Here is a 22195-nt window from a genome sequence, read left to right as displayed (position 1 = left end):
CTGGCTCCATGCTGTGGAGGTCTCCGAGCAAGGCGATGACTGTCGCGATTCTTGAGCTCGATCTCCGGCTCGTGCGCAGTCAGCCGAGAGTGTCTGCCGGCTCCCCACGCGTTCCAGCCGTTCAATAACCCTCTTGGGCGCCGAAATCCCACCGGATTTCACGCATCGTGGTTGGACCACCTCAAAGCGGCTGGCAGAGCCTTATGCTTCACATGCCAGCATGCGCCCCGAGAGCGTGTAAGCCTTGATTATCGATAGATTATGTCCGCAAGCCGTGTTGGCTGGGTAGACTAAACACCTGACATCAGGACATCGACAGCTTTCGTAACGAGATCGCCTTGATGTGCGACCGTTCCGTCTCGGCGCAAACTCGACCGTCGAACAGCCGCAATCAGCCTTGTGGCAAGGATCAGACGCTTGCCGTCATGTTGGAGCTCGGGGTTAAGATGCCGAACCGCAGGGTAGTCGGGAAGAAGGGGGATGACGACGACCGCAGGATCAGGCGGTAGAAGTTCGCTTTCGACGACGACCATGAGAACGCCATTGTATTCCGCGACATCGAAACGGCTCAACCCTTCCACGAAGATCCTCCAGGAGCGACGATGATGTCAGCCAAGGGGTGCCCGTTTCGCTCATGCCAGTCTGACTGGGCAGTGAACGCATCCGCGTTCTCGGCAAGCCATTTCTCACGTTTTGCGGCGGCGACGGCCTTGACCAACGCCGCCTCGGCGACGGCAGAGATATTGAGACCGAGCTCCTTTGCAAGGTCGAGCGCTTCAGCATCAAGGGTCAGAGACGTCTTGCGCCGGTTTTGCAATACCATCCAATCATACTCTCTTTTGATACCTTAAATATATACCGCCTCGGCCCTGACACAAGACCTCGAATGCCGACACTTCAAGTCAGCCAACACGGCATGCGGACATCCCCTTATGTGTAAGAGGCCGTGGCTTTACTCAGCAGCACGTGTCGCCTCTGCTCGGACATTTATCGTCTCAGTACACCCGTGACGCTCATGTCGCACGAGCGATAGGAGGGGCCCGGCGCTGCAAGAGCTCCGAGGCCGGGGTGACCGGACATCGGAAGCGCGCCAGAGACAAGGCCTCTGCACTCATCTCAGGGATGGTGGTCAGCCCCAGCATACCCATGTCGGCGCGCAGCTCGTTCACCAGGAGTCGGATCGCGTGATCCACTCCGGGCTACCCGGCCACCGTTGCGGCGTAATTGAAGGGCCGGCCAAGAAACACGAAAGCAGCCCCAAGGCCGAGCGCCTTCAGGATGTCGGTGCCGCGCCAGAAACCGCCATCAATCATGACCGGCATATCCGGCACCGCCGCCACGACCCTGGGCAGCGCCCGCATCGGGGACAGCGCATGGTCGAGCTGGCGGCCGCCATGGTTGGAGACGACAATCGCGTCGGCCCCGGTGTCACGCGCCCGGATCGCATCCTGTGGGTGCAGGATCCCCTTGAGAACAAGCTTGCCCGTCCATTCCCGCCGCACCTGTTCGAGCTGCGCCCAACTGAGGCGCTCGCGACCGGAAAAGTCCCGAACCGCCAGGCTCGAGAGCAGCGGCGCGCCACGCCCGGCATCGGCGTTTTCGAAATACGGCATGCCGTGCTGTGCGAAAGTCCGAAGGAAAGTGCCGATCGCCCAGCCGGGATGAGTGATCCCGTCCCAGGCCAGCTTGAGACTGGGCCGCAACGGTGTCTTGTAGCCATTGCGCACGTTGTTTTCGCGGCTCGGCACGACGGAGCTGTCGACGGTAATGACGAAGGTGCCTATGCCGGCGGCGGCCACCCGCTTGAGCAGGGCCGAGACATCCGCCGCATCCGGCGGCAGATAGGCCTGATACCAGACGCCCGGCGCAGCCTCGGCGATCTCCTCCATGCGGATCAGGGAGGCGGCGCTGATGGCCATCGGTATGCCTGCGGCCTCTGCCGCTTTCGCCAGGGCGAGATCTCCGCGATAGCCACTGAGCGAGGAGACGCCCATCGGCGCGATGCCGAACGGGCCTGAGTAGGTTCGGCCCATGAGCCAGCCCCTTTGAAGTGGTCCACCCAGGATGCGTGAAATCCGCCGGAATGGTGGCGATCAGGTCACGCACCAGCCCACGATCAAGGTAGACCCGCTCTCCAACGACCTTCGCACCGATCGCGCTCCAGTCCGCAAGGGCCTGCGGGTCACGAAAGACCACGCCAACCTGCTCAAGGATGTCCATGGAGGCCGCATCGATCCGTTCGACCATCTCGTGATCGAGGACCTCGCATGGCGGCAAGGTGTTGTGCAGACCGGGCAGCATTGCAACATCGTGCTTGCTGCGGCGCGAGCGCCGTGCGGCGCGCCCTCCGCTCCGCCCCCGATTTGCCGTGACCTCTGTCTCCATGGTTGCGCTCCGGTCTATCCCTCAGACATCGACTTCGACTTGTCCAACCGGCTTCGAGCAGCAGGCAAGGATGTAGCCGTCCACGATGTCGTCTTCCGAAATGCCGCCGTTGTGGACCATGTGCACCTCGCCCTTGGTCTTGCGGATCTTGCATGTCCCGCAAAACCCGAAGGTGCAGCCCGAGGGGATGTTCAGCCCCGCACCACGGGCGACGGCCAGGACCGTGTCCGTCTCGGTGCAGTCGGCCGTGACATGGGATCCCGCGAAGGTGATCTGCGCCGCTGCCGACTCGTCCGGCGTAACGTCATCAAGGTCCGGCAGGTCTTCGGCCGTTTCCACCGGGGCGGCAAAGCTCTCCTGACTGTAACGCGCCATGTCATAGCCGAGGCCGATCAGCATCTCGCGCACGGCATCCATGAACGGCTCCGGTCCGCAGCAGTAGATGTCGCGCTCCAGATAGTCGCCGGCGACGATACCGATCATGATCTGGTTGAGCCGGCTACGCAGGCCCGTCCAGACCTGGAACGGGTCGTCCTCTTCCACGATGAACGTGAGCTTGATTGACGGCACGCGCGACGCCATCGCGGCCAGGGAGCGCCGTCCTATGATCTCACCGGGCCGACGGGCGCAGTTGATGATACTGACGTCGATATCAGTCCCTCTGTCGTAGAGGTACGTCGTCATCGCCAGCGTTGGCGTCACGCCGGACCCGGCCGAGATGAAGAGGTACTTCTTCTTCCTTGCGGTCGTATCCAGCGTGAACTGGCCGGCCGGGCCGATTGCCTTGACCCGCATTCCGGGCATCAGTTTCTCCAGCATCCAGCGCGTCCCGATGCTGCCGGGCTGTGCTTTCACCGTGATCGACAAAGACAGAGGTCGCGAAGGTGAGGAACTGATTGTGTAGGTCCGGTAGAGCGGCCCGCCGGGCACCGGCAGTTCCAGCGTCAGGAACTGCCCGGGCTCGTACTTGAACAGGTTTCCGGAGGGAGAGACGAAGCTTATGGTGACCGTGTCCGGTGCCTCTGGAACAACGGCACAGCACTCCAGCATCTCGCTATCGGTCCAAATGCCGCTGTTCGCGGTGGCAATGAGATCAGACGTGATCGACATGGCTTATTCTGCCGCCACGGTCAGCTTGCCGCGCCGGTCCGGCCCGGTGATGGCGCGGACGATGGTCTCGGCGTACCAATCGGTGAACTGGATGTTGCCACCTTCATGGGTCGGCGAATAGGGGCCCGGTCGGTAGGCAGGGCTGAGAATGCCGCGCTGGTTATTCTCAACCACTTCGCGGTCCTCATCGTTGGTCGCGAGCCAGACCTCGGTCAGGCGCTTGACATCGTAGTCCTGGCCCTCGACCGCATCCTTGTGAACCAGCCACTTCGTGCAGACCTCGGTCTCCGTGGCACTGATCGGCGTGACGCGGAAGATCAGGGCATGGTCAGACAGGAAATGGTTCCAGCATCCCGGGTATTTGTACTTCAAGAGACTGCCGGCATCTTTGAAGGGGATCGAGCTGTTCGGTTTCGTGACAGCGACCTTCCCATCCAGAGTGTAGCTCTCGCCCGCGCCGAGCAACGGGGTGCGAACGAACCGCCAGTTCCCCCGGACCGGATCTTCCTTGTGCGCGGAGGGAGCGCCGACCGCCTCGCAACGCGCGACATGGGTCTCGAGAAGCCCTGAAAGCTGTCCGGAGTCGTCGTTGCCGATGGCCCGCGGATCATCCGGGAAGGTCAGGCACAGCGAAGGGTGGTTGCCCGAGCAGTGATAGCATTCGCGGTTGTTTTCCCAGACGAGCTTCCAATTGCCCTTCTCGATGATCGTGCTTTCGAAAGCGACCTTGGAATTCTCCAGATCATGCGGGGCGAGATAGCGTGCTGCCTCGGCCTCAAAGTCCTCGAACTCGGGCGCCTCGTCCGGAAGGCAGATGTAGACCATTCCCGAGACATTGCGGCAATGAACGAACATCAGCCCGTGATCCGAAGCGACAAAGTCGGGGCCCATGTCACGCGCCCAGAGACGCGAGCCATCCAGCTCGTAGGTCCACTGGTGGTAAGGACAGACCAGCTTCGGCCCCCTGCCCTTCTTGGTCTTGCACAGGACCGAGCCGCGGTGCCGGCAGGCGTTGTGAAATGCGCGGATCTCACCATCGTTGCCGCGCACGATGACGACAGAATAGGCGCCGATCTCGTGCACGACGAATTCACCGGCCTTCGGGATCTCGCAGGCCGGGATGGCAAAGACCCATTCGCGGTACCAGATCTTCGCCATGTCGACCTCGAAGACGCCTGCGTCGCAATAGAGGTCCTGTTCCAGGGAATGGGCGGGGGTGCGGCGCATCAACAGCGACAGCACTTCGGATTCGCGCAGCATATGCGTACTCCTCTGAGCGGGCCGCAGAACACTGGCGGACAGGGTCATCTGGGGAAGAAATTTGAAAGAAGAGCGGGCGCTCGGCGTCTCCTCTTCTCTGCATTTCTGCACGGGATCAGGGGGGGCGTACTTCGCAAATCGCGACATGCCGGCCGGGATGTCGCGACATGATGACTGGGATTCAGTCGGGGACGGTCACTCTTGCGCGGAAACGTGCCATCTCGTCCGCTGAAGGCCGATGGCCGGAGTAGACTTCCACATAGTAGGGAACGCGCTGAATCCGGTCCTCGACGCTTTCCGCGATCCGCATCGAGATATAGCCGATTTGCACGAGGTAGATCGTCCGGGCGCGCACGTCGGCATCTTCTTCCCCGTGGCCCCAGCGGAGCAGCAGCTCACGCAGGGCCGACAGCCGCTTGGCGTCCGCCTCCTGCAGCATGTCCGCGACGTCCGTGTCTTGCTGCGCCCAGGCGCGAACCGCCAGTTCCAGCTGCCGATCGAAGCCAATGTCGCCCAGGAAGATCGAGATCACGCCAAGAATGGCTTCGGCCTCGGTCGCTGCATAGGCCCTGGTGATCTCGAGAAGCGGTTCGGTCGTTGTCGCCTCCCAGCGCTGCAGCAGCGCGAGCAGCAATGCGCGGCGGTCCTTGAAGAACCAGTAGTAGCTGGTGCGCGACAAGTTCAGGGAATTGGCCAGCGGCAAGATCTTCACGGCGTCGACCCCCTTGTCGATCAACGCGTCATAGGCTGCATCAAGCCACAGTTCCGGCGAGCCACGCCAGCCGCGATCGGGAAGAGGGGTCTTGTCGGTCATCGCGCCATTTTCCATGACCCTTACGGGATGTCCAGAGATTGTACAGTGGTGTCGAATTTTCACATGGTCCCGTCGCATTCTGCTTCCTGCCGGACACGACATAGCTGTACATTTTTCCGTATCGTTTCTTACCCGGCACCCTCGGAGGCACCCGCACATGTCGAACGACCCGCTTCTCCAGCCCTATCAGCTCAAGCATCTGACGCTGAAGAACCGCATCATGATCACCAGCCACGAGCCGGCCTATCCCGAGGACGGCATGCCCACGGACCGCTACCGCGCCTATCACGTGGAGCGCGCCAAGGCCGGCGTTGCGCTGACCATGACCGCAGGATCGGCCAGCGTGTCGCGCGACAGCCCGCCGGTGTTCAACAACATCCTCGCCTGGAAGGACGAGGTCGTGGGGCACATGGCCAAGCTGGCGCAGGAATGCCATGACGAGGGCTGCGCGGTGATGATCCAGCTGACCCACCTCGGCCGCCGCACCCGCTGGGACAAGGCCGATTGGCTGCCCGTCGTCTCGCCGGGCCACGAGCGAGAGGCATCGCACCGGGCCTTCCCGAAGAAAATGGAAGACTGGGACATCGCCCGCATCGTCGAGGATTACGTGCAGGCGGCCGAGCGCATGAAGGCGGCCGGGCTCGACGGGCTCGAGATTCAGGCCTACGGGCACCTGATGGACCAGTTCTGGTCGCCCCTGACCAACGACCTGGATGGTCCCTACGGCGGCAGCCTCGACAACCGCCTGCGGTTCACCTTCGACGTGCTGCGCGGAATACGGGAGCGCTGCGGCGAGGATTTCCTGCTTGGCGTGAGATACACCGGTGACGAAGATCTGCCTGGCGGGTTCGATGCCAAGGACGGGCTAGAGATCTCGCGCAAGCTCAAGGACAGTGGACTGGTCGACTTCCTCAACGTGGTGAAGGGCCATATCGATACCGACGCAGGTCTGACCGACGTGATCCCGGTGCAAGGCATGCGCAACGCCCCGCACCTCGATTTCGCAGGTGAGATCCGCAAGGCCACCGACTTCCCGACCTTCCACGCCGCCAAGATCCCCGACGTGGCCACCGCGCGCCACGCGATCGCCTCTGGCAAGCTGGACATGGTGGGCATGACGCGCGCCCACATCGCGGACCCGCATCTGGTGCGCAAGATCGTCGAGGGCCGGGAGGATGACATTCGTCCCTGCGTGGGCGCCAACTATTGCCTCGACCGGATCTATCAGGGCGGCATGGCGCTTTGTCTGCACAACCCCTCGACCGGTCGCGAAATCGAACAGCCACACATGATCGCCAAGGCCGACACGCCCAAGCGCGTCACCATTGTCGGCGCGGGCCCCGCAGGCATGGAAGCCGCCCGCGTTGCGGCTGAGCGCGGCCACAAGGTGACCGTCTTCGAGGCCGCGGACCAGCCCGGCGGCCAGATCCGCCTGACCGCCCTGCAGGAACGGCGGCGCGAGATGTCCTCGATCATCGCCTGGCGTTTCGATCAGTGCGAGAAGCTGGGCGTGACCTTCAACTTCAACAGCTTCGCCGATGAGGCCGACGTGCTGGCAACCGAGCCCGACGTTGCAATCATCGCCACCGGCGGCCTGCCCCACACCGAGGTTCTGACCAGCGGCGACGACCTTGTGGTCTCGGCTTGGGACATCCTCTCAGGAGACATGAAGCCGGGCAGCAACGTCCTGATCTTCGACGACGCCGGAGACCATGCGGGCCTGCAGGCGGCGGATATCATCGCGGCCACCGGCGCCCGGGTCGAGATCGTGACCCCCGACCGCGCCTTTGCCCCCGAGGTAATGGCGATGAATCTGGTGCCCTACATGCGCAGCCTCCAGGCGAAGGACACCACTTTTACCGTCACTTGGCGACTGACGGACGTGCAGCGCGACGGCAATGGGCTAAAGGCGGTTCTGGGGTCGGATTACGGCGGCGTGACCCGTACCCGCGAGGTCGACCAAGTGATCGTCAACCACGGCACCCGGCCGCTGGATGACCTCTATTTCGACCTCAAACCGAAATCGGTGAATCTTGGCGAGGTCGATCACGAGGCTTTGGTGGCTGGCGCCGCACAGAAGGTCGCAACCGGGCCGACTGACAGCTTCCAGCTGTTCCGCATCGGCGATGCGGTCGCGGCGCGAAACACCCATGCCGCCATCTACGACGCACTGCGCCTGGTGCGCACCGTCTGAGACACGCCATGTCCTGAAACGGAAAAGGGGCCGGCATTTGTCCGGCCCCTTTTCTGTTGTGTCTCTGCCTTGGGTCGGCGGCGGGATGAAAACTCTCGGCAGCAGGTCGCGCTGGAGGGGCTCGCATCTGCCCCGCCGGGTGTTGCCCGGACGATCCGAGCATCCACCGCACGGCCGCTGCCTTCGCGCGGGCACCCGCCTGTCGCGACGGCAAGGACACGCCGTGGAACTTCCCGTCGCCCCGTTGGTTTTGCGAACAGACGCAAGCAATTAGACGGAGATACCATGCCCCGCGCAATTCTTCCCGCCATCGCACTGACCTTCGCCGCTGGCACCGCACTGGCCCAAGGCCTTGATGTGGATGTACTCAGATCGGTGGACGATGCAAAGATCCTCGGACCGAACGGCGATCAGGTCGGCGAGATCGAAGAAATTCTCGTAGACGACTCCGGCACGCCGACCGCAGCGGTGGTCGAGGTCGGTGGCTGGCTCGACATCGGTGATGAGGACGTGGTGATCTCGTTCGACAATCTTCAGTATGACAACGGGACCTACACGGTCTCGATGACCGCCGAGGAAATGGAAACGCTTCCCAAGTGGGATTGATCGGCGCTCGCGAGACGAGACCGACTGACACATCCGCGGCGCGCCTCGATCTGGGGCGCGCCGTTCTTGCTTTGCGTCGCCACGCAACGCCACGGGCAAATGAAAGCCGATGGAGGTGGACACTTGCAGGCATAGTTACTGACGATCCGAGCCGTCCCGCAAGATCCACATGATGCTCTGCCGGCGTACTCACGGGGGCTCCGCGCCCGGCGCGCCTGCCCAGAAGGACCGTCCCGACTACCAATCTCAAATGCTCTGCCGATTGGGAACTGGACCGTTTGCAGCTGGAGCTTTCGGCTGGGCTGCCTCGGCTGGGATAGAAGCGGAAACGCATCAAAGCATCAAGCTTCGCGGAGGTGCAGGAGGCCTTCATCCTGATGAAGCGGGTCGCGCAAGAAGCTGGCCCCTAGGCAAGCCTACAAGGGCACCGAGAGGCTTGCAGGGTCGATCTTCGCAACACGTCGCAGCGTTGCCACGCGCTGCGAGCGGCGCGCAGATGGGGCCGGATTCGTCCTACTTAGCTGCACGACAGAGGCCGACCCGCCGTCCGGCACAATCGCCCGCAGAACGAGAGCATCGGGCAGCGTAGATGGGAGAAGAGGCACCCAGCGATGTGGGCGCCTCCGTCGGTCTGGGTCCGCCGCTCAGCGCTGCGCCTTCGGGGTCCAGGAGAATTTCTGCATCGGCGCGTCCACCGGCGTATGTGCCACGTGGTTGGTGTAGTTGCTCATCACCTTCTGGGCAAGGCCAAGGATGATATCGAGCACCTGCCGCTCGCCGTAGCCCGCCGCGTAGAACGCCTCGAATGCGTCCTCGCTCGGGTTGCCACGGGTCTCCAGCATCGCCAGTGTGAAGAGACGCAGCGCCTCGAGCTTGTCGCTGGGCAGCGGGGTCTCGTCGCGCAGCGCATCGGAGATCTCGTCGCTCACGCCCATCATCTTGGCGATGCCGGTATGGGCCGGCACGCAGTAATGGCATTCGTGGTAAACGTTGATGGTCTGCCAGACGACAGTCTTCTCGTCAGCATCAAAGGCCGTCTCCTCGGCAAAGAGCCGGTGCAGCGTCTGGTAGCCGTCGAGCAGCGGCGGCGAGCCCGCCATCACCGAATGCAGCCCCGGCAGGCGGCCGAAAGCCTTCTTGGATTTCTCGATCAGCGGCAGCGACTCCGCCGGCGCGTTGCTGACGTCGAAGCGTTCGAACTTGGTCATGAGGTCTGGCCCTTTCTCTTGGCTCTGAGGTGCGATACGGCGAACCTGACCATTCTTGAGCGATCACTCAAGTAATATTAGAGTGATCGCTCAAAAACTCCTCCGCCCCTTCTGTTCGCCCCGACGAACGCCTAAGGTGCCGGCATGGCACGCACCGCTTCCTATGACCGCGAGGCCGCGCTCGACGCGGCGATGACCCTGTTTTGGGTCAAGGGCTACCACGCGACCTCGCTGAAGGATCTCGAGCAGGCACTGCAGATGCGGCCGGGCTCGATCTATGGCGCGTTCCAGAGCAAGGAGGCGCTGTTTCGTGCCACGCTCGACCGCTACGGCGCGCGCATGGCGAACGATCTCGAGACCCTGCTGGCCCATGCGGACTCGCCGCTCGAGGCGCTTCAGGGCCACCTGCGCAGCCTCGCCGAGCTACGTCCCGGCGATCGCCCGTCGACCGCCTGCATGCTGGTTAAATCGCTGCTCGAAGTGCCCGACGAGGCGGAACTGCGCGCCGTCGTGCTTGGGCATCTCGACACCGTGGAGCACCTGCTGGCCGAGGCCCTGCACCGGGCGCAGGCGCTTGGCGAGCTGGCGCCGGGCAGCGATCCCGACCGCATCGCGCGGCGGATACAGACCTATATCTTTGGCCTCAAGATCCAGGCGCAACGCGAGCGCGACCCCGAGCGCATGCGCCTGCTCTGCGCCGACCTCGCCGACGAGCTCGGCCAGCTGCGCCGACCGCAGGCGGCGTCCTCCGCAAGCTGATCCAGCGCCAAGCCGCCTCGGAGGCGGCGCTGAATCTCTGACGCTAGAGCCGCTGCGCCGCCTCGCGGATCAGGCTTGCGGCATGAGCCGCGCGCGCCGTCGCGGCGCGTCCCTTGCGGTTGACCAGCCAGAGCTCGTGCCAGCGACGCTGCGCCATTGGCACCACGCGCAGAGCCTGCTTGCCGGCAAAGGCCTCGACCCCGCTGCGCGGCAGCAGGGTATAGCCGATCCCATCCGCGACCGGCGCCGGGATCTGCCCGATCTGATTGAGAAACCCCCGCAGCCGCAGCCGGTCGGCCCCGGGATAGGCGTCGGGAAAGTTCAGCCCTAACAACTCGTCGGCATAGGCAAAGCCGTCCGGATGCGCGATGAAGCCGAGCGCCTCGAGATCAGTGAAATCCGGCATCCGGTCCGGCGCCTCCTTCGGCAGCACCAGGCAGAGCTCCTCGCGTCCGAGATACTGCCCCTCCAGCCGCGCGTTGCCTGGATCGGCGCCCAGCACGCCCAGATCGAAGCGCCCCTCGAGAAGCCCGGTCCGGATCTCGCCCTGCGGCGCCGCAACCAGCCTGATCGTCAGCGCCGGGGCCGATGCCATCCAGTCCAGCAGCAGCGGCGAGAGCAGCATGGCAAAGCTGCCGGAACAGCCGATGCAGAGCGTGCCGGCATCCCGGTCATCGGTCTCGATCGCCTCGCGCAGCCGCGCCTCCGCGCCGCGTCGCGACAGGCCGAGCGCAAACACCGCGTCTCCGGCGGCGGTCAGGGTGAAGCGCTTACCCTCGCGCGCAATCAGCGGCTGGCCGACCTGATCCTCAAGCTTCCTGAGATGTTGCGAGACGCCCGGCTGGGTCATGTTCAGCCGCTCTGCGGCGCGGGTGAAATGCCCGGCTTCGCAAAGCGTGGTGAAGGTCTCGAGCCAGGTGGCGTTCAGCATGTTATATAACACAGAATTATCATTTATATGCCATATGATAATTTCATATGCAGGTACGGGATGTCTACCTCCGGGGCATACAGCCACCCAAGGAGACACCCAATGCAACAGACCCCCCGCACCTTCTCGCATATCGGGCTTTCGGTTTCCGACCTCGACGCCGCGGTCAAATTCTACTCGGAGGTGCTCGGCTTCTATGTCGTCATGGCGCCCTCAGAGGCGGTCGAGGATGAGAGCGCCATCGGCGTCATGTGCACCGACGTCTTCGGCCCCGGCTGGGGCTCGCTGCGTATCGCGCATCTCACGACAGCCGACGGGATCGGCATCGAGATCTTCGAGTTCCCGGGCAATTACGCGCCCGAGGAAAAGCTCGAGCACAAGCGTCACGGCACCTTCCACTTTGCGGTGCAGGATCCCGATGTCGAGGGTCTGACGCAGCGCATCGTCGAGGCCGGCGGCCGCCAGCGCATGCCCGTCCGCGAGTATTTCCCCGGCAAGAAGCCATACCGCATGGTCTATGTCGAAGACCCGTTCGGCATCGTCTTCGAGCTTTACAGCCACAGCTACGAGCTGACCTACTCCGCCGGCGCCTATGAGTGACGAGTGGCACTCCGCGCGGCCCCGCCCCCCTCGCGGGGCCGCGTGATCCGGCCCGGATCCTAGGCCGGTCACAGCTTCGCGAGCGTTACTAGACGACCGGTCTATTATTGCCTATCTCGCTGCGCATGACAGAGGAAAGCAAATCGGATCTGACGCGGAAGCGCATTCTCGACGCCGGACGCGGCCTGCTGCTGCGTCACGGCTTCTCGGCGGTGGGGCTGTCGCGCATCCTCGCCGAGAGCGGCGTGCCGAAGGGGTCGTTCTACTATTACTTCGCCTCCAAGGAGGCCTTCGGCGCCGCCCTGCTCGAGGACTACGTCGCGGGCTATCTCGCGCGTTTCGATGCCCTCATCGACAGCCCTGGCAGCGCCGGCGACAAGCTCGCGCGGTTTTGGGATGCGTGGCTGGCCGAGGCCGGGCGCGCGGGCATCGCCGGCGAATGCCTCGTGGTGAAGCTCGGCGCCGAGGTCGCCGATCTCTCAGAGCCCATGCGCGAGATCCTCGACTGCGGCGTCGACGCACTCGTGGCGCGCATCGCCCGCCTGCTGTGCGACGGCGCAGAGGATGGCAGCGTCGCCCGCTTCGACAATCCCGACGCCACCGCCCGGATGCTCTACGCCAGATGGCTCGGCGCCGCGGTGCTCGCCAAGCTCGCCCAGAGCGATGCGGCCCTGCGCATGGCGCGCGAGGAGACCTCTGCCCAGCTCGCCCCCTCCGGGGCTGAAACGACCGACTGAAAGGAAGAACCAGCATGTTCGCTGCCATCCACGACACCTTCGGCGAGCCCGCCGATGTTCTTGACGCGCGCGAGATCGAGCGCCCCGAGCCCGGGCCCGGCGAGGCGCTGATCCGCATGGTGCTGTCGCCTATCCACAATCACGACCTGTGGACGATCCGCGGCAGCTATGGCTACAAGCCGCCGCTGCCCGGTGCCATCGGCGGCTCCGAGGCGCTAGGCATCGTCGAGGCGCTTGGCGAAGGCGTCGATCCCGAGCTGCTCAGCAAGCGCGTCGCCGCGGCCGGGGTGCACGGCGCCTGGGCCGAGTATTTCACCGCCCCCGAGGCCGCGCTGCTGCCCCTTCCCGACGCCATCCCCGACACCGCTGGCGCGCAGCTCGTGGCCATGCCGTTCAGCGCGCTATCACTGCTCGAGACTCTGAAGGTCGGTGAAGGCCAATGGCTGATCCAGACTGCCGCCAACGGCGCGGTCGGCAAGATCATGTCCGGGCTCGCCAAGGCGCGCGGCATCCAGCTGCTCAACCTCGTGCGCCGCGACGAGGCCGCCAACGAGCTACTCAAGGCCGGCATGACCAACGTGCTCTCGACCGCTGATCCCGACTGGAAGTCAAAGGCGCGCGCGCTGATCGGCGAGGACGGCGCGTTCTCGGCCATCGACTCGGTCGGCGGCGAGATGGCCGCGAGCCTCGTCGACCTGCTGGGCACCGATGGCGAGCTGGTGGTCTTCGGCACCGCGACCGGCGCGCCTCTGGCGCTGTCCTCGGGCGATCTCATCACCAAGCACATCACGGTGAAGGGCTTCTGGGGCGCGCGGGTCAGCCAAGAGATGGCGCCCGACACCCGCCGCCGCCTCATCGGCGAGCTGGTCGAGCTGGCCGCACGTGGTGAGCTGCCGCTCGAGACCGGCGGCAGCTACTCCCTGTCGCGCAGCGCCGACGCGATGAAAGCCGCGCTGACCCCCGGTCGGGCCGGAAAGATCATGCTGCGCCCCTGAGCCCGGTAGGTGTCTTGCGCGGCTCTTGGTAAGGGGAAAAGCGCCTACAAACCCAGGGCCTGCCTCACCCCGGAACTCGGCACCCAGCTCAGTGGGCGTGTGCTGACCATGCCGGACACTTGGGTCAGAGTCATTCCGGCTGAACAATCCCCATGATCCGCCTGAGCGAAGCTTTGTGGCGGGCAACCACCTTGTCACGGCTCGTCCTTTGACGCGCTTGGCGCAGATTATCCAACTTTCCCAGATAATCCGCCAGCGCGCTGCGGTGCAAAGCGCAGTGACACCGGTTGCGCCATGGCCTCAGCCCAGACTGGCGCCGGCTGCGGCCTGCCAGAGCAATGCGAGGCCGATCAGCAGCAGGATGCCGTTTATCACCCGGCGAAAGCTCTGCGGGTCGATCCGCCGGATCAGCCAAGCGCCCGCCCAGCTCGAGCCGATGGCGAGGGGAAGGAAGAGCGCGCTGGTCTTTAATGTCCCGAGGCTGAACAAGCCGAGGGCGACGAAGCTTGGCAGCTTCATCAGGTTCACCGCGGCGAAGAACATCACGCTGGTGCCGACATAGACCTCCTTGGGCAGCCGCTTCGGCATGACGTAGATCTGGAACGGCGGCGGCCCGGCATGGGCGATGGCACTGGTGAATCCGCTCGCCGCACCGGCTGCAAGGCCAAGAGGCCAGTCGAAGCGGCGCGCGCGCGCTATTTGCGGGACACCCCGCCGGTCGACCGCCACCTGCCAGAGCGCGAAGGCGACAGAGACCATGCCCAACACCGCCTTGACCGTCCATTCCGGGACTTCCGTGGCCAACACGTAGGCCGCAAGCACCCCAGCCGCGCCGCCCGGCAACATCCGCCGGATCACCCGCCAGTCGATGCTGCGGCGATAGATCGCCACCACCAGCGGGTCCTGCACCAGCAGGATCGGCAGCATGAGGCCTGCCGCGGTCAGCGGGTCGGTGATGGCCGCGACCATCGGCGTGCTTGCCATGCCGATCCCGGCAAAGCCGCCCTTCGACAGGCCGAGGATCACAACCGCCAGTGTCATCACGGCAAGCAGCAGAGGGTCGGTCAGCATGGCGTCCTGTCAACGTCGCTCAGTGCAGCCCGCGCAGGGCAGTCGGCTCGACCACGAAGCTCGAGCTCTCCGCGATGAACTCCTGCGCGTGGCTAAGAACCGTGCGCCCGGCACCCGAGGCGAAGGCGGCGTCGAGGTCCGTGGCATCCTTGGCCCAGATCTCGACGACGCCGTCAGCCATCATCCGCCCCTCGTCATCACGCGGGCCGTCCAGCACGAGATTCTGGCGATAGCCAAGCAGCCCCGGCATCCGCTTGACCAGCGCCGCATGTAGACCGAACCATTCTTCCTGAAAGGCCTCCGTCGACAGCTCCGCACGTTTGCGCAGCAGCGAAATGCGCTTGAACCCAGCGTCGCGGTCCGGCGCCAGGACGCTGTTCTGCAGGCACAGGATCGGGTTCATCTCACGGATCAAATGCCCCGGAACCCCCATCGCGAGATCAAGTTCACCGCTGGCGGCGGCAGACATCCCGGAAGAGATCGTCGGGCAGAAGAACTGCGCGATGCCATCCAGCGGCGCGGTTTCGTCCTGCGGTCCGTGAATCCGGTTGAAGACCATCCCCCGGATTTCCTCCGCAGAGGCCCCGCCCGAGGCGAGCTTGGCCAGTGGCCCACGCATGGTCTCGGCGCAGAGTTCGTTGGCAGTACGGATCAGGGCCATGACAGAAATCATGTCGTCTCCTCTTGAGCAAAATAGGACGAACGGCCCCGGCGTTTGGCCGGGGCCCGTGGAGTCAGCCGCGCGCGATCCAGCGCAGCAGGTCCGGGAGGTGGCGCACACTCACCGCAACGATGATGGCGCCAGCCTGCACCAGCAGCTGCACCGAGGTTTCGGCCCCGAGTGCGAGCACCATCTGACCGAGCAGCGCCATGAACAGCGCTGCCGCCCCGCTGGCGATGACGCTCCCGCGCCCGCCGCTGAAGGGGGTGCCGCCAACCACCACCGCTGCGATCGCAGGCAGTAGGTAATCGATGCCCGCAGTCTGCGAAGCAGAGCCGATAAAGCCGGTGAACAGCATCCCGGCCACGGCGAAGCACAGCGCCGCCACCGCGTAGGTCGCCACCTGGTAGCGCAGGATGGGGATGCCCGCGGCGGTCGCGGCGGCGGGGTTCTGCCCGACGGCGACAAAGCGTCGACCGGCGATCGAACGCTTGGTCACGACGCTGATCACGAGGATGAAGAGCAACGCCAGCACAAGGGTCATCGGCACACCGAAGAGCTTAGAGTGCGAGAACTCGGCCAGCTCCGCAGGTGCGGTCATCGGGCTTCCGCCCGACACCGCGCGCACCGCACCCATCAGGATGGCATTCGTCGCGAGCGTGACCACGATCGGGGTGATGTTCACCTTGGCCACCAGAAGGCCGTTCACGATGCCGATGCCAAGCGCAATGAGCAGCGTGAGCGGCACCGCAAGCAGCGTCGATCCGGTCATGAAACCGATCTTGGCGAAGAGAAGGCCGGCGATGGTCATGGTGCCCGGCAGCGACATGTCGAGGCCCCGCTGCTGGATCACCACCGTCATCCCCACCGCGGTAATCGCAAGGATCGCCGCGAAGGGCAGAAGCGAGCTGAGTGCGGCGGGCCGCACCACGCCGGGTGCGACGACCGAGCAGATCAGGAACAGCGCGAACAGGCCTCCCCAAATCCACGAGAACTCGTTGAAGAGCGTCGCCGAAAGCCGGGCGAAGCCAGCGTTGCCGGCCGGTGCGTCACCGGCCTTGTTGAGCGTTGTCGTCGTCATGCCTGCACCACCTTTTCACGGCTCTTGGAGTAAAGCGCCACGGACGCGAGAATGAGGAAGCCAAGCAGATACTGCTGCCATTCCTGGCTGAGCCTCAGGAAAACGGTCACCGAGTTCACCTGGGTGATGAAGATCGCCCCGAGCAGCGCGCCGACGAAGGATCCGCGCCCCCCGAAAAGGCTCGCGCCGCCGATGACCACCGCCGCGATGGAGCCGAGCGTATAGGTCAGACCGGCCCTCGGGTCCCCAATGCCCACCTGGGCAATCATGGTGATCGCGGCCAGACCTGCGAGGAAAGAGCAGCCAACATAGGCCACGAAGCGGGCAAACTTCGGTCGGATGCCGGCGGTTCGCGCCGCTTCCTGCCGCGAGCCGAGGCCGCGCATCGATACGCCCATCTCTCGCCGATAGAGCCAAAATTCCAGCACTAGCGCCAGCAGGACGGCTGCGATGAAGGTCATCGGCACGATGCCCACCTTCATCGAAAGCGCCATCATCACGTCACCGTCGATCATGCCACCCGGCACCGGGCGCAGGATCAACGAGATGGCTTGGACCGCCATGAAGGTGGCCAGCGTCGCGACCATCGGGTGCATCCGAAGGCCTTCGACAAGGATCCAGTTTACGACGCCAACCGCCATCGCCACCAGCAAGAGCAGCACCCAGCCGGCGACATGTGAGCCCGGCCCCAACTCCTGCAATAGGAAGAATGAGCCGACGACCTGACAAAGCCCCATCGTTGGCCCTACTGACAGGTCGATGCCGCTGACCATCATCAGGAACTGCTGCCCATAGGCGACCAGCGCCAGCGTGGCGGCAAAGGTCATCATTCCGGTCAGGCTGCGAGGCGAGAGGTAGAACGGGTTCCACATCCCGGCGATCGCACCCAGAAACAGGATCGCGGCGGCGACCATGACCAGCGGCGCGCTGTTGCTCGCCGCCCATTTCCAGAACGCCGCGACGGGGCGATGATGACGGTCGCGCTGTTCGGTGGATTTCAAGACCGAAGACGTGATGCGATCTTCGGTCACGTCGTCGCCCGAGAGCATGTCGACCACGCGACCACGGGAGAAGATGGCGACATGGTCGCTCAGCCCAGCCACCTCCTGCGCGTCCGAAGACACGACGATCACAGCGACACCGCTGCGGGCGGTTTCACGGATGCTGCGGTAGATCTCCGCCCGCGCTCCGACATCGACGCCCTGCGTCGGCTCGTCGACCAGCAGCACCTGCGGCTTGGCCGCAAGGACGCTCGAGAGCACGACCTTTTGCTGGTTGCCGCCGGAGAGGGACTGGATCGGCGTCTCGCCATGCGGCGTCTTGACTGCGAACTGCCGGATCGCATCGACCGTGCGGCGCTGTTCGCTGCCGCTACGGATCAATCCGAGGGCCGCGTCCTCTTGCGGGCTGCGGATCGAGAAATTCTCGCGGATCGAAAGCTCTGGGAAGATCCCTTCGCGGTGCCGGTCCCCGGGCAGGTACGCGATACCGTGTCGCTTCGCGCCCTGACTGTTGCGGATCGAGATTGGCTTTCCAAGAAGGGTCACGTCGCCCGCCCCGCGATGGATGCCGGCCAGTGCCCGCATGAACTCGCGCTGCCCGTTGGCATCAATGCCCGCGAGACCGAGGATCTCGCCCGCGCGTATGTCGAGATTGACGTTGCTGAAGCCCGGCCCCGAGAAGCCGCGGGTGGACAGCACTGTACGCGTGGAGGCCTCGGACGCCTTCGCGGGGAAGGTCCGGTCGAGATCGCCACCCACGATCAGCGAGACGATCTGATCCTCGGACATGTTCCGGGCATCGAAGGTCCCCTGCCCTTCACCATCGCGCAGCACGGTCAGCCGGTTGGCGATGGCCTGAACTTCGCGGATCCGGTGCGAGATGTAGATCACCGCTGCACCGCGCGCCGTGACCGCGCGCACGCGTTCGAAGAGCCGTTCGACATCCTCCGAAGCGAGGTGCTCGGTCGGCTCATCCAGCACGAGCACTTTCGGCTCGCATTCCAGGGCCTTCACGATCTCGACGATGAAGCGCTGTTCCGGGTTCAGCGTGGACACGTGGTCGCGCGGGTCGATCGTGACGTCCTCGCTCCAGTGCTTGAGCAGTCCACGCGCCCAGGTGTTGAGCGCAGACAGCGAGGGCCGCTTGGCATGTGGCATCCCGAGGAAGAGGTTCTCGGCCACTGACAGGTCCGGCATCAACGCCGGCTCCTGCCGCACGATGGCAAGACCGAGCTCACGCGCGCGATCCGGGTCGCCCGACATCGGGTCGCTGTCGATGTGGACTTCGCCCTCGGTCGCGACCAGCGCCCCCGAGGCTACCCCCATCAGGGTCGATTTCCCTGCGCCGTTCTCACCTACGAGGCCGTGAACCTCTCCGGCGTAGACGTCGAAGGTAATGTCGTGCAGAGCCCGGACGCCCGGAAAATGCTTGGAAACGCCGCGCATCTCCAGAAGTTTTCTCGCCGAACTCATGCCTGCCCCCTCGTCGCAGCACGACCACAGGCGGCGGCTCGCACCACAGCGGTGCGAATGGCTTCGCCATTCTTTGTCATGATCTCTCTCCCTTTAGAGACCCAACGGCATCGCCGCAGGTCTCGCTCCTCGGCTCAAAGTTTGTCGACGAATAATACATATGTCAATATAGTATGACATGATGGGCCCCATCCGCCATGGCATTTGGAAGATAAGACATTGCTATCGCGACACTTTTCTCTATGTGCGCGCATGCGTCGGCTCAGATTGACAGCTTGGAAGCAGAAATTCTTCTTGGATTCGCGAATTCGTTTGTTAAGTTTAAATCGTTTCGTTATTGCCAAATCACGTAGGCCGGAGAATCTCCGGCGACCGAGACGACCGAGGGAGGAATCATGCTGGGAATCAAAGGTGCGGTGGCGGTGGTCACCGGCGCCGCTCAGGGCAATGGCAGGTCCATCGCCCTTGGGTTGGCGGAGGCCGGGGCGCGGGTTGTGGTCTGCGACCTGCAGGAGCAGGCCTGCTCGGACGTCGCCTCCGAAATCTCCGCGGCCGGAGGCGAGGCCATCTCGCTTGGGCTTAACGTTGCGGAAAGGGCCTCCTGTGAGGCGCTCGCGCAGGAAACCGAAAGCCGCTTTGGCGCGCCAACTGACATTCTGGTCAACAACGCCGGCATCATCCGCCGCACCCCGCCGGACGCAGAGAGCTTCGAAGACGACTGGGATGCGATGATGCGGGTCAACGCGACCGGCTGCATGAACATGGTGCGTGCCTTTCTGCCCCAGCTCAAGCGAACCAAGGGCCGGATCGTGAATCTCGGCTCGATCATGTCCGTCTCGGGCGGACCGGGGCTCGTGGCTTACGCGGCCTCCAAGGGGGCGGTGCTTCAGATGACCCGCGCTCTCACCCACGATCTGTCCGAGCACGGGATCCGTGTGAATGCCATCGCGCCCGGTGTCATCGAGACACCAATGACCGCGGCCACGCGCGAGAACCCCGAGGCGATCGGGCGCTTCATGGCACACACGCCGATGCGTCGGCCCGGCCAGCCCTCGGAGCTGGTCGGCCCGGTGCTGTTCCTGGCCTCGGAGGCCTCGAGCTACGTGACCGGCGCTCTGCTGCCGGTCGATGGCGGATATCTGACGGCATAAAGGGGAGAACCGATGAAACGAGAAGATGTAGACGTGCTGGTCGTTGGCTCTGGTGCGGGAGGGCTCGCCTCGGCGGTCTCGGCGGTGCACCGAGGTCTCAAGGTGATCGTGGCGGAAAAGGAAGCTGTCTTTGGCGGCACAACCGCGCGCTCGGGTGGCTGGAGCTGGATCCCCAACAACGCCCCCGCCAAACGCGCCGGGGTGCAGGATAGCGTCGACAAGGCGCGGACCTACCTCAAGCACGAGGCCGGCGAACACTACGATTCAGCAAAGGTCGAGGCATTCCTGGAGGCCGGGCCGAAAGCGGTGGATTTCTTCGAGAGCCAGACATCGCTTCAGTTTGACCTCGGCCCGACCTTTTCCGATTACCACCCGACCGCGCCGGGCGGGATGGATGGCGGTCGCTCGATCGTGGCTCGGCCCTTCGACGGGCGAGAGCTGGGAAAGGAGATCAAGCGCCTGCGCCCGCCACTGCGCGAGATCACCGTGCTGGGTATGATGATCGGCTCGGGCAAGGAGCTGCTGCATTTCTTCAATGTGACGCGCTCTCCGATCTCGGCGCTGTTCGTCACCGGGCTGGTTGCGAAATTCGCCCGTGACGTGACCTTCCACGGCCGCTCGATGCGACTGATGAACGGCAATGCTCTGATCGCGCGGCTGGCGAAATCCTGCTTCGACAAGGGCGTCCCGATCTGGACCTCGGCTCCGGTGCGGACGTTGATCCGCGACGACAGCGGCCGCGTCACCGGTGCCGTCGTGAACCGGCCCGATGGTCCGGTCGAGGTGCACGCGCGAAAGGGCGTGGTGCTCGCAGCGGGTGGCTTTCCGCAGGACTCGGTGCGCCGCAAGGAGCTGATGCCGCATGCCCCCTCGGGTCACGAGCATGTGTCGCCCGCCCCTCCGGGCAACACGGGCGACGGCCTGCGCCTTGGCGAGGCTGTGGGCGCCACGGTCAACACCGAGCTGCCGAACTCGGCGGCCTGGGTGCCGGTGTCGCGCCCGCCGATGGGCAACGGCCTACTCGGCACCTTCCCTCATTTCGTTGACCGCTCGAAGCCTGGGGTGATCGCTGTGACGCGCTCGGGCAAGCGGTTCGTGAACGAAGCGCAGAGCTATCACGATTTCTGCCAGGCCATGGTCAAGCGCTGCCAGGAAGAGGGCGGCCCGGATGCCGAACTGGCAGCCTGGTTCGTTGCCGATCATCGGACCTTCCGCAAATACGGTCTCGGCTTCGCCAAGCCGTCGCCGGTGCCCTACAAGAGCCTGGTCAAGCAGGGCTACCTGATCCAGGGAAAGACCATCGCCGATCTGGCGCGTCAGATCGGCGCGGACCCGGCGCAGTTGGAGCAGACCGTGGCAGAGTTCAACAAGCACGCGGTCAAGGGGGAGGATCCCGAGTTCGGCAAGGGTTCGACGGCCTACAACCGGTCGCTGGGCGATCCGCAGCACAAGCCCAACCCCTGCGTCGCACCGGTCAAGAAGGGACCGTTCTACGCGGTGCGGCTGTATGTGGGTGATCTCGGGACTTTCGCGGGCCTCAAGACCAACGAGTACGCCGAGGTGCTGAACGGCAACGGCCAGCCAATCGGCGGGCTCTATTCGGCAGGCAACGATGCGGCCTCCATCATGGGCGGCAACTACCCCGGCGGCGGCATTACGCTGGGACCAGCGCTGACTTTCGGCTACATCGCCGCGCGGCACATGTCCGGCGCCAACGCCTGATCCCGGTACACACCCACGAGAGAGCGGCCCCGCAGCACGACGCTGCGGGGCCGTTCCTGTCTCTTGCCGAGGCCGGTTCGGAAGCGCTGAGCAGACAGCGCGGAGAGCAGGTTGTATCCTGCGAAGACAGGGATGGGCGCCGACGTGCCGCGGGCACCCACGGAACCGACTGTTCGCTCGGAGGGCTTATGTGCATTCCCTTGCCCGCGAGAGCGAAAGACCTTCCCTGCCCAAGACTTTTTTTGGGGGGGGAGCGCATCATGGCTCCTCCCTTGTGACGATCAGCCAAGAGGCCGTCGGCTCTGGGGCGCACCTATCAGGCCGCTGAAAAGGTCTGCCTTGAGGAAGGGTTTCCCTTGAGCAGGAGCTCGATGCGGCCTGGTTTGCGAACCGGCAGTCCGAGTAGCCGCTTGCCGGCTCAGTTGGCGAGCAGTTT

The 22195-nt window shown here is 64.5% G+C and carries 20 protein-coding genes and 1 pseudogene; 8 read left to right on the top strand and 13 right to left on the bottom strand.

Features of this window, described 5'->3' with window-relative positions; translation table 11 throughout:
• Positions 1 to 290: 290 nt before the first annotated feature.
• The 7 genes and pseudogenes from JF542_RS22185 to JF542_RS22155 all read right to left on the bottom strand — a co-directional run bounded on the left by JF542_RS22185 (position 291) and on the right by JF542_RS22155 (position 5569).
• The gene (locus JF542_RS22185; protein ID WP_207077472.1) at positions 291 to 581 is read right to left on the bottom strand and encodes a CcdB family protein; all 291 of its coding nucleotides are present in this window, start codon (positions 579 to 581) and stop codon (positions 291 to 293) included.
• The gene (locus JF542_RS22180) at positions 569 to 823 is read right to left on the bottom strand and encodes a type II toxin-antitoxin system CcdA family antitoxin (RefSeq protein ID WP_207077471.1); all 255 of its coding nucleotides are present in this window, start codon (positions 821 to 823) and stop codon (positions 569 to 571) included. The genes JF542_RS22185 and JF542_RS22180 overlap by 13 nt, the downstream gene beginning before the upstream one ends.
• Before the next feature lie 376 nt (positions 824 to 1199).
• A complete protein-coding gene (locus tag JF542_RS22175; protein ID WP_207077470.1) occupies positions 1200 to 2033 on the bottom strand; it encodes an alpha-hydroxy acid oxidase in 834 nt (277 codons plus the stop codon).
• 43 nt (positions 2034 to 2076) lie between these two features.
• A pseudogene (locus tag JF542_RS24550) lies at positions 2077 to 2385 on the bottom strand (trimethylamine methyltransferase family protein); the annotation flags it as partial.
• A gap of 21 nt (positions 2386 to 2406) precedes the next feature.
• Positions 2407 to 3495 carry an FAD-binding oxidoreductase gene (locus JF542_RS22165; protein WP_207077469.1) on the bottom strand — a complete coding sequence of 363 codons (1089 nt, stop codon included), beginning with the start codon at positions 3493 to 3495 and terminating at the stop codon, positions 2407 to 2409.
• Positions 3496 to 3498: 3 nt separating this feature from the next.
• Positions 3499 to 4755, bottom strand: coding sequence for an aromatic ring-hydroxylating oxygenase subunit alpha (locus JF542_RS22160; RefSeq protein ID WP_207077468.1), 1257 nt, complete (start codon positions 4753 to 4755; stop codon positions 3499 to 3501).
• A gap of 181 nt (positions 4756 to 4936) precedes the next feature.
• Positions 4937 to 5569, bottom strand: a complete 633-nt coding sequence (locus JF542_RS22155; RefSeq protein ID WP_207077467.1) for a TetR/AcrR family transcriptional regulator — start codon at positions 5567 to 5569, stop codon at positions 4937 to 4939.
• Positions 5570 to 5726: 157 nt separating this feature from the next.
• On the opposite strand from JF542_RS22155, the gene hpbA reads away from it, so the two are divergent.
• Complete coding sequence (gene hpbA / locus JF542_RS22150) at positions 5727 to 7763, top strand: N-methyl-L-proline N-demethylase HpbA (RefSeq protein WP_207077466.1); 2037 nt, start codon at positions 5727 to 5729, stop codon at positions 7761 to 7763.
• A gap of 285 nt (positions 7764 to 8048) precedes the next feature.
• Positions 8049 to 8369, top strand: a complete 321-nt coding sequence (locus tag JF542_RS22145; protein ID WP_207077465.1) for a PRC-barrel domain-containing protein — start codon at positions 8049 to 8051, stop codon at positions 8367 to 8369.
• A 644-nt stretch (positions 8370 to 9013) separates the two neighbouring features.
• On the opposite strand, the gene JF542_RS22140 is transcribed toward JF542_RS22145, so the two are convergent.
• A complete protein-coding gene (locus tag JF542_RS22140) occupies positions 9014 to 9577 on the bottom strand; it encodes a carboxymuconolactone decarboxylase family protein (RefSeq protein WP_207077464.1) in 564 nt (187 codons plus the stop codon).
• A gap of 144 nt (positions 9578 to 9721) precedes the next feature.
• On the opposite strand from JF542_RS22140, the gene JF542_RS22135 reads away from it, so the two are divergent.
• The gene (locus JF542_RS22135; RefSeq protein ID WP_007801473.1) at positions 9722 to 10336 is read left to right on the top strand and encodes a TetR/AcrR family transcriptional regulator; all 615 of its coding nucleotides are present in this window, start codon (positions 9722 to 9724) and stop codon (positions 10334 to 10336) included.
• A 43-nt stretch (positions 10337 to 10379) separates the two neighbouring features.
• Here the strand turns inward: JF542_RS22135 and JF542_RS22130 are convergent, their stop codons facing one another.
• Positions 10380 to 11267, bottom strand: coding sequence for a LysR family transcriptional regulator (locus tag JF542_RS22130; RefSeq protein ID WP_207077463.1), 888 nt, complete (start codon positions 11265 to 11267; stop codon positions 10380 to 10382).
• A 102-nt stretch (positions 11268 to 11369) separates the two neighbouring features.
• On the opposite strand from JF542_RS22130, the gene JF542_RS22125 reads away from it, so the two are divergent.
• From JF542_RS22125 to JF542_RS22115, 3 genes are all read left to right on the top strand, one after another.
• A complete protein-coding gene (locus tag JF542_RS22125) occupies positions 11370 to 11867 on the top strand; it encodes a lactoylglutathione lyase family protein (RefSeq protein WP_207077462.1) in 498 nt (165 codons plus the stop codon).
• Between the two features lie 125 nt (positions 11868 to 11992).
• Positions 11993 to 12604: a TetR/AcrR family transcriptional regulator gene (locus JF542_RS22120; protein WP_207077461.1), complete on the top strand. Its 612-nt coding sequence runs from the start codon at positions 11993 to 11995 to the stop codon at positions 12602 to 12604.
• A 14-nt stretch (positions 12605 to 12618) separates the two neighbouring features.
• The gene (locus JF542_RS22115) at positions 12619 to 13599 is read left to right on the top strand and encodes a zinc-binding dehydrogenase (protein ID WP_207077460.1); all 981 of its coding nucleotides are present in this window, start codon (positions 12619 to 12621) and stop codon (positions 13597 to 13599) included.
• A 300-nt stretch (positions 13600 to 13899) separates the two neighbouring features.
• Here the strand turns inward: JF542_RS22115 and JF542_RS22110 are convergent, their stop codons facing one another.
• From JF542_RS22110 to JF542_RS22095, 4 genes are all read right to left on the bottom strand, one after another.
• Positions 13900 to 14670 (bottom strand): sulfite exporter TauE/SafE family protein, encoded by a 771-nt coding sequence (locus tag JF542_RS22110; RefSeq protein WP_207077459.1) that lies wholly within the window; start codon positions 14668 to 14670, stop codon positions 13900 to 13902.
• A gap of 19 nt (positions 14671 to 14689) precedes the next feature.
• Complete coding sequence (locus tag JF542_RS22105) at positions 14690 to 15343, bottom strand: EthD family reductase (protein ID WP_207077458.1); 654 nt, start codon at positions 15341 to 15343, stop codon at positions 14690 to 14692.
• A 61-nt stretch (positions 15344 to 15404) separates the two neighbouring features.
• Positions 15405 to 16412 (bottom strand): ABC transporter permease, encoded by a 1008-nt coding sequence (locus JF542_RS22100; protein WP_207077457.1) that lies wholly within the window; start codon positions 16410 to 16412, stop codon positions 15405 to 15407.
• Complete coding sequence (locus JF542_RS22095; RefSeq protein WP_242533890.1) at positions 16409 to 18886, bottom strand: ATP-binding cassette domain-containing protein; 2478 nt, start codon at positions 18884 to 18886, stop codon at positions 16409 to 16411. Before JF542_RS22095 ends, JF542_RS22100 begins: the two co-directional genes overlap by 4 nt.
• Positions 18887 to 19281: 395 nt before the next feature.
• Here JF542_RS22095 and JF542_RS22090 point away from each other — a divergent pair, with 395 nt between their 5' ends.
• Together JF542_RS22090 and JF542_RS22085 are read left to right on the top strand one after the other, a co-directional pair.
• Positions 19282 to 20037 carry an SDR family NAD(P)-dependent oxidoreductase gene (locus JF542_RS22090; RefSeq protein WP_207077456.1) on the top strand — a complete coding sequence of 252 codons (756 nt, stop codon included), beginning with the start codon at positions 19282 to 19284 and terminating at the stop codon, positions 20035 to 20037.
• Positions 20038 to 20049: 12 nt separating this feature from the next.
• The gene (locus tag JF542_RS22085) at positions 20050 to 21759 is read left to right on the top strand and encodes an FAD-dependent oxidoreductase (protein ID WP_007801456.1); all 1710 of its coding nucleotides are present in this window, start codon (positions 20050 to 20052) and stop codon (positions 21757 to 21759) included.
• The last annotated feature ends 436 nt before the right edge of the window (positions 21760 to 22195 follow it).

Source organism: Salipiger bermudensis (genome assembly GCF_017309175.1).
GTDB lineage: Bacteria > Pseudomonadota > Alphaproteobacteria > Rhodobacterales > Rhodobacteraceae > Salipiger > Salipiger bermudensis.
This window is presented reverse-complemented; position numbering and strand designations above follow the sequence as displayed.